Genomic DNA, 6766 nt, shown 5'->3' with positions numbered 1-6766 from the left:
GTTTAGAGATGCTTTTTTATTTATTATTTATTTTGTTTTTTTTTCACCTAAACTTGCCGCCAGAGATAAAAAGATATAAGGGAATGCCAATAAAATTAAATCCGGAAACCCATAGCCATTAAACACTAAGTTATAATCTGGATGTTCATCCATATAATAACCGGCTCCCGCCATATAAAATCCAACAAGCAAATAAGTAATGAAAGATATAGTTAAACTACTTATACTTAGAGCGTTTAATTTTATAGTAACTACAATTAACGCAAAGTATACTAAATAGAAAATCCCTAAAATAACTAACAGTAAAAAAATATAACCTGGATCAAATATCGCTTGATTCGAACTGCTATACATATGAAATCACCTCTTATTAAAAACTAATGTATCCCTACTACTTTGGATTACATCCGTTTTTATAGGTTAATACTAGTGATAAATCAGGACGCCAAGGTTCTAAGTTCCAAGGTGACTTGTAAATTGTTAATGGATTTACAGCATGACAAATGAATATTTTAGGAGAAGACTCAGATTCAATTTTAAACATCTGTCTAAATCCACCATCTAGTATCTGATTATCGACTGAGTACCCATCTTCTTCATTTTCGTAAACAATTGTACCATCAACATTCTCAACAAATTTTAAATCTGGGTCGTCTATCGAGATAGCGACTGAATTTTCTTCTGAATCAGTATATGTAATTTCATTTTTATCAAGATTAATATTTGAAGTGAAATCTTCTGTTTCAGTAACAATGTTATTTTCTTGTACTTGATAATCCATTACTTCCACATCTTCAATAAGATTATAAGGAAGTTGTTCCATGTTTGTTACTGTGGAATTACTTTCTGCATAACTACTTGTGCTAAAGCCAGTAAAACCTAATGATAAAATACTAATTACACTTAAGACTTTTAAACTAATAAACTTCATTGTTGTTCCCCTTTTATTTTTTTAGTTTGTCTATAAAACAACAGGCCCATAGCACTCGTAAAAGAGAAGTGCGACTACATTATTTTAGCTGCTAAAGTGAAATTTTTTTCAGCGATTAAATTATGTTGAAAGTGCAGTTACAGGTGCGTAGCTTGCTTTTAATCCATTTTTTAAAAGTAATATTTCGGAACTTAATTGTTCAGCTTCCTGAACAATTAAGTTGGAATTTAAGGAGTTGAAACTCGCGTAAACGTGATGACTTACTGAAATGTTGATCAACAATATTACGTGAGTCCGAAAAATGTGTAGTACTGGGGTAGCATTTAACTACTTTTTATTAAATCAATATAGTTCCTCCTTTGAATTGTAATAATTTAATTGTATATAAAAGTAAATTGTTTAACGTTCCAACATTGGAACTATGAGTTTCATTTTTGAGTAAATAAAGAGAAAGTGATGATATGGAATGAGGGTCTTTTATTTCAAGAGTCACTAGTTTCTACTTTAGTAACACTTGTAAAATCATAGGCAGTCCCCTTAGGGCCAAAACCATCCTCCTCATTCATATCCCACCACGAGAAATTTAAAAATTCAGTTTATTTTTCTTATAAAAAAAGGTTATCCACTCCCTCATAAGGGTATAGACCATTCGATTAGTTTTTTTCAAAGGGGGAAATGAAATTATCATGAAATCATCCGTTACATTCATTCTATCCATTCTGGTCATTCTTGGACTTTTGTCCGGCTGCGCTGAAAAAGACCAACTAGAGGATGGTAGTAAGCTGATCAATAAGGATCAGTTTGTTTTCGCTGCATCAGGTGAATTCAAGCCATTCAGTTATGTCAATGATGACATGACCGTAACAGGATTCGATATTGAAGTCGGCGATGCCATTGCCAAGGAACTCGATTTAGAGCCGGTTCCTAAACGGATAAAATTCAAAGGTATCGTGGAAGGTGTCAAAACCGGTCGGGCAGATGCCGCGGTTGCCAGTCATACGATCAATGAACAACGAAGTAAACATGTTGCCTTCTCCACCCCTTATTACTACTCAGGTCCTCAAATTTTCGTCCGAAAAGATAGTGATATTAAAACGGTGGAGGATTTAAAGGGAAAGGAAGTTGCGGCCTCTAAAGGCTCCACATACGCAACCACAGCAGAAAAGTATACAACCAATGTAAAAACCTATGACAGTGATATCACCGCCCTTAAAGCATTGAGCGGAGGACGTCATGATGCCGTCATCACCGACTTTGTAACCGGCAAGGAAGCGACCAAGGAAGGTTTCGACATCGAAGGACGGCAATTGATCGAACGAAGCGAGCAGGCCATCGTACTGCCTAATGACAACCCACAGCTGCTTGCACGCATCAATGAAGCACTTGAAAACCTCCGGGAAGATGGAACACTTGCGAAAATCAGCAAAAAATACTTTGGTGAGGATATCACAACCAAGCCTGAATAAAGATTGATAGAAAGGGAGTTATTACATTGCCAAGTTTTTCACATTTTTTTGATATATTATTTAGCTCCTCGGACGTATTCATCCGAGCCATGCTCCTCACTTTGGAACTGACGGTAGTCTCCATATTGGTAGGAATCGTCATCGGGTTGCTATTTGCACTTTTAAAAATATCCAATATAAAAATTCTTGCATGGATTTCAGATACATATGTATTCCTGGTACGGGGAACACCGCTTATCGTACAGATATTCATACTCTATTTCGGTATCAGCAATCTCTTTTTACTACCAGACTTCTGGGCGGCGTCACTTGCCCTTGCCTTCCATAATGGAGCTTATATCTCCGAAATACTGCGTGGTACGATCCAATCGATCGACAAAGGCCAAATGGAGGCCGGACGCTCACTTGGCATGAGCAATTCACTCGCATTAAAACGAATTATCTTGCCTCAGGCCTTCCGTCGCGCATTGCCGCCGCTAGGCAACCAATTCATCATCGGGCTGAAGGATTCATCACTGGCAGCCTTCATATCCATGAATGAGCTGTTTAACGTAGCCACCACGTTAGGTTCGAATAATTTCGATGAAATGACGTATTTACTGATTGTAGCGGTCTACTACTTGATTCTTGTGGCATTCCTGACCATTATCGTCAATTTATTCGAAAAGAAACTGTCCATAAGTGATCGATAGGGGGAATTGAAATGGAACAAAAAGAAATGATTCGCATTAGGAATTTAAATAAATCGTATGGGAACCTGCATGTACTTAAAGATATTGATATGAAGGTACTGGATAGCGATGTTGTCTGTTTGATTGGGCCAAGCGGTTCAGGAAAAAGCACCCTGCTCCGCTGTTTGAATTATTTGGAGAAGAAAGACAGCGGGCAAATCCTTATTGAAGGAACGGAGGTCACACCGGGTACCCATGATATTAATAAAATCCGTGAGAAAGTGGGAATGGTTTTTCAGCATTTCTATCTCTTCCCGCACATGACCGTCCTTGAAAACGTCATCGAAGCGCCGACTCGCGTCAAAAAGGTCCCGAAGGCACAGGCGATTGAAGAGGCAAAAGCATTGCTTGCCAAAGTCGGCTTATCAGATAAAGCGGATGTCTATCCAAGCAAGCTCTCAGGCGGCCAGAAACAGCGTGTTGCGATAGCCCGAGCCCTTGCCATGAAGCCCGATATCCTACTCTTTGATGAGCCTACCTCCGCTCTGGATCCCGAACTCGTCGGGGAGGTACTGGCTACGATGAAGGAACTTGCCTTGGAGGGGATGACAATGGTAGTCGTTACACATGAAATGAGCTTTGCACGAGAAGTTGGCGATTGGATTGTCTTCATGCATGATGGGAGGGTCGTCGAAAGCGGCCCGCCAAAAGAATTCTTCACAAATCCAAAAGAAGAGCGTACAAAAGAGTTCTTGCAAACGACAGTCTTTTGATTTGGCGGGGAGATTTCCTCCTTCATTGCGGTCCCGGACATCTTTATAAGCAATACAGGCGTAAATTCCTGTATTGCTTCTTTTGTATATAAACCCGCCTGGGATTTGCTTTTCTTTCATTGCCAATTAGATAGTTTCCTTGATTAAAAGATAAAAGTTTCAGGGATATTTTTTTAACTGATTGCACAAACTAAATACTTGATGATATGGTTTCAGAACGTATCCCAAAACCCCGATTCCGGCTCGAACATGGAAAAATATCTGTATTTATGGTATATATACAGGTAAAATTAAAAGAAGTATATAAATGAAAGAGGTCGAATTCAGTTGGAAAATAACTCTTCGAATTTTATTAAAAATATTATAAAAGATGATCTTGAGTCCGGAAAACATAATCATATCATCACCCGCTTCCCTCCTGAGCCAAATGGATATTTACATATCGGACACGCCAAATCAATCATATTGAATTTTGGAGTGGCTGATGATTTCAATGGTAAAACAAACCTACGATTCGATGATACCAATCCATTGAAAGAAGATATCGAGTATGTCAATTCCATTAAAGAGGATGTTAAATGGCTTGGTTACGACTGGGATAACCTTTTCTTCGCTTCCGACTATTTCGATGAAATGTATAAAAGAGCTGTCTTGCTCATCAATAAAGGACTGGCATATGTGGACGACCTTAATGCCGACCAAATCCGTGAATATCGCGGAACATTGACCGCTCCTGGGAAAGATAGCCCCTACCGAAATCGAACAGTCGAGGAAAACCTTGAACTATTTGAAAAGATGCGCAGCGGCGATTTCGAGAATGGCACAAAAGTATTGCGTGCAAAAATCGATATGAGCTCACCTAACATTAATCTGCGCGATCCTGTTATATACCGTATTTCCCATACTGAACACCATAATACAGGCAACAAATGGTGCATTTACCCAATGTATGCCTTTGCTCATCCCATTGAGGATGCTATCGAGGGTGTCACCCATTCCATTTGTACACTTGAGTTCGAAGATCAACGCCCGCTTTATGACTGGATCGTTGAAAATTGTGAAATGGAAAGCAAACCAAAACAATATGAATTTGGCCGTCTTAACCTGACCAATACCGTAATGAGCAAGCGAAAACTGAAGCAGCTTGTCGATGAGGGCTTCGTGGATGGCTGGGACGACCCACGGATGCCTACCGTATCAGGCCTTAGAAGACGCGGATATACACCTGAAGCGATTCGTGCATTCTGCCAAGAGATTGGTGTTGCAAAAACCAGCGGTGTCGTAGACTCTCAAATGCTCGATCATTTCGTGCGGGAAGACTTAAAGCTGAAAGCTCCACGGACTATGGCTATTCTAAATCCCCTAAAAGTGGTCATCACCAACTATCCGGAAGGAGAGGTTGAATGGCTGGATGCTGAGGTCAACCCGGAGGTTCCGGAAATGGGCACGCGACAAATTCCTTTCTCACGTGAAATATATATTGAACAGGACGATTTCATGGAAAACCCGCCGAAAAAGTATTTCCGACTTTTCCCGGGCAATGAAGTCCGTTTAAAACATGCTTATTTCATTAAATGTGAAGAAGTGATAAAAGACGAAGCCGGTAACGTCGTCGAACTTCGCTGCACGTATGACATTGAAACAAAAAGCGGATCCGGTTTCACTGGCCGTAAAGTAAAAGGTACTTTGCACTGGGTCGAAGCTTCACAGGCCGTTTCAGCAGAGTTCCGTAATTACCAGCCTTTAATTTTGGATAAGGAAAATGAAGAGGAAGAAGAAAAATCATTCTTGGAGCGGGTAAACCCTGAATCCATAGAAATTTTACAAGGATTTGTCGAGCCTAACATGAAGGATGTTAAGTCTCAGGATAAATTCCAATTCTTCAGACATGGCTATTACAATGTTGATTCCAAACTCACTAGCGCCGATCACTTGGTCTTCAACCAAATTGTTGGATTGAAAAGTTCCTTTAAATTATAAAATCACAGAAAAGAACCAGGTCCCTCAGAGGATTCTGGTTCTTTTTCACTCTCAACACACATCTATCAATTTCCCTCGTAAAGTTTGATCCCTTGCTTGGCAAGAGCCTGTTTTAGTGTTCCCTGAGTCGAAACCTGACTAAAATCAAGACCTAACTGAATCGATGTCTGGGCCACTTCGGGGCGAATTCCTGAAATGGTCGATTGTATGCCTAACAAGTTCAGGGTGCTTATCAATTGGTAGACTTGATGGGCAACTATCGTATCCAAAAGGGAGACTCCTGATAAATCGATGAATAAGTGAGAAACATTTTTGTTAATGCATTTGATTGGAGTCGTATCCAAGATTTCCTTTGCACGGAAGGTATCGATTTCACCGATTAACGGCAATACCGCAATGGAGTCAACAATCGGAATGACAGGTGCTCCTAATTCATTAATCAGATTCTGTTGAGCTAGCAAACGCTCACTTGTCAAAAGATAATACTGCTCAGTGAACTCGCGGTTCAATTGATCGAATGCGCGATTAATATTCTGGCTCCACCGAATGATTGTTTCCTTCGTAATTTCCACATCATCCTGAAGCATATAGTCAGTGATAAAACCCCAGTAAGTTTCCCGCACCTTATTAAGCGCTTCCAACACTTCATAAATAGGTGTATCTGATTCAACCCTGCTTTTCGAGACGAGTTTTGCCCACTGCTCCATACTTTCTACAAAAGCCGTTTCATCCTCAAGTAAAGCACTGGTCACTGTCTTGATGGTCAACGTGTTCTGTCTCCGAAGGAGCTCCTCAACTTCTTCATCACTATCCACTGAATAGATCGACCCGATCTGCCTTTCGCGTAAAGCCAGCCAGCTTTCCGTAATTGTGGAAGAGTTATCAAGGATGTATCGGTATAAATCCTCATCTATTTTGTTCATATTTGTTCCCCTATCTAACTAA

General features: G+C 40.0%; 7 protein-coding genes. 4 read left to right on the top strand and 3 right to left on the bottom strand.

Annotated elements, in window-relative coordinates; genetic code table 11:
* Window positions 1-27 precede the first annotated feature (27 nt).
* Window positions 28-354: a hypothetical protein gene (locus ACFWE9_RS17085; RefSeq protein WP_230159125.1), complete on the bottom strand. Its 327-nt coding sequence runs from the start codon at window positions 352-354 to the stop codon at window positions 28-30.
* A gap of 37 nt (window positions 355-391) precedes the next feature.
* On the bottom strand, window positions 392-931 hold the full coding sequence (locus ACFWE9_RS17080; RefSeq protein WP_377357824.1) for a DUF2599 domain-containing protein: 540 nt from the start codon (window positions 929-931) through the stop codon (window positions 392-394).
* Window positions 932-1617: 686 nt separating this feature from the next.
* Between ACFWE9_RS17080 and ACFWE9_RS17075 the strand changes: the two genes are divergently transcribed.
* From ACFWE9_RS17075 to ACFWE9_RS17060, 4 genes are all read left to right on the top strand, one after another.
* On the top strand, window positions 1618-2397 hold the full coding sequence (locus ACFWE9_RS17075; protein ID WP_230159123.1) for a transporter substrate-binding domain-containing protein: 780 nt from the start codon (window positions 1618-1620) through the stop codon (window positions 2395-2397).
* Between the two features lie 26 nt (window positions 2398-2423).
* A complete protein-coding gene (locus tag ACFWE9_RS17070) occupies window positions 2424-3089 on the top strand; it encodes an amino acid ABC transporter permease (RefSeq protein ID WP_230159122.1) in 666 nt (221 codons plus the stop codon).
* Window positions 3090-3100: 11 nt separating this feature from the next.
* Window positions 3101-3841: an amino acid ABC transporter ATP-binding protein gene (locus ACFWE9_RS17065; protein ID WP_377357822.1), complete on the top strand. Its 741-nt coding sequence runs from the start codon at window positions 3101-3103 to the stop codon at window positions 3839-3841.
* A gap of 327 nt (window positions 3842-4168) precedes the next feature.
* The gene (locus ACFWE9_RS17060; RefSeq protein WP_230159121.1) at window positions 4169-5821 is read left to right on the top strand and encodes a glutamine--tRNA ligase/YqeY domain fusion protein; all 1653 of its coding nucleotides are present in this window, start codon (window positions 4169-4171) and stop codon (window positions 5819-5821) included.
* Between the two features lie 65 nt (window positions 5822-5886).
* Here ACFWE9_RS17060 and ACFWE9_RS17055 read toward each other — a convergent pair whose 3' ends face one another.
* Complete coding sequence (locus tag ACFWE9_RS17055) at window positions 5887-6744, bottom strand: STAS domain-containing protein (RefSeq protein WP_377357819.1); 858 nt, start codon at window positions 6742-6744, stop codon at window positions 5887-5889.
* Between the last annotated feature and the right edge of the window lie 22 nt (window positions 6745-6766).

The organism is Peribacillus sp. NPDC060253, from assembly GCF_042727425.1.
In the GTDB taxonomy this organism is placed as follows: Bacteria; Bacillota; Bacilli; order Bacillales; family DSM-1321; genus Peribacillus.
The sequence above is the reverse complement of the archived record's forward strand: the minus strand, read 5'-3'. Positions and strand labels throughout refer to the sequence as shown.

Excerpts from the sequence above, each read along its gene's own strand:
- ACFWE9_RS17085 (WP_230159125.1), bottom strand. The coding sequence starts at position 354 with ATGTATAGCAGTTCGAATCAAGCGATATTTGATCCAGGTTATATTTTT.
- ACFWE9_RS17080 (WP_377357824.1), bottom strand. The coding sequence starts at position 931 with ATGAAGTTTATTAGTTTAAAAGTCTTAAGTGTAATTAGTATTTTATCA.
- ACFWE9_RS17075 (WP_230159123.1), top strand. The coding sequence starts at position 1,618 with ATGAAATCATCCGTTACATTCATTCTATCCATTCTGGTCATTCTTGGA.
- ACFWE9_RS17065 (WP_377357822.1), top strand. The coding sequence starts at position 3,101 with ATGGAACAAAAAGAAATGATTCGCATTAGGAATTTAAATAAATCGTAT.
- ACFWE9_RS17055 (WP_377357819.1), bottom strand. The coding sequence starts at position 6,744 with ATGAACAAAATAGATGAGGATTTATACCGATACATCCTTGATAACTCT.